Source organism: Bacillus sp. HY001 (genome assembly GCF_007558965.1).
GTDB classification, from domain to species: Bacteria; Bacillota; Bacilli; order Bacillales; family Bacillaceae_G; genus Bacillus_A; species Bacillus_A mobilis.
Genome location: NZ_VLTE01000436.1, coordinates 1 through 557, shown reverse-complemented (window position 1 = coordinate 557; position 557 = coordinate 1). Strand labels below are relative to the sequence as shown.

At 34.8% G+C, this 557-nt stretch carries 1 protein-coding gene; it reads right to left on the bottom strand.

All coding sequences use genetic code 11. From position 1 onward, the window contains the following. Window positions 1-347: alcohol dehydrogenase catalytic domain-containing protein (locus tag FOT98_RS32125; RefSeq protein ID WP_186292163.1), on the bottom strand; the 347-nt coding region annotated here is incomplete at its 3' end. Window positions 348-557: the final 210 nt, after the last annotated feature.

Sequence of the window (557 nt, the reverse complement as noted above, 5' to 3'; positions counted from 1 at the left end):
CCTTTACCTTGTGTTTCTCGTACTGCACTACATAGGTTTGTTTTACCAGAACGACAGAATTTACATTCTCCACATTCAGCTGTGTATAGTGGAATCACATGATCACCAGGTTTTACTGAAGTCACTTCATCACCCACTGAAACGACAACACCGGCACCTTCATGACCTAATACAGCAGGAAATACACCTTCTGGATCGTCGCCTGATAATGTAAAAGCATCTGTATGACAGACAGAAGTATATAGTATTTTTACCAATACTTCTCTTGCTTTTGGCTCTTCTACATCGATTTCTACGATTTGAAGTGGTTCTCCTGGCTTAAATGCAACAGCAGCTCTACTTTTCAATTGAATCCCTTCTTTCTTTTTTCTAATCTTTACTTTTCCCATGATTACATACTATAATTCATCGTACAATACTGACATTTTTGTCACTATAATTTTTAAATAATTATTTATGAAGGAACTTGAATAATATAAAGGGAAGTTGTAAAAAGGTGTCGATGGAACAAAATTTTGATTAATTCAATTTGACTCCAATAAAAAGACTGATGAAAG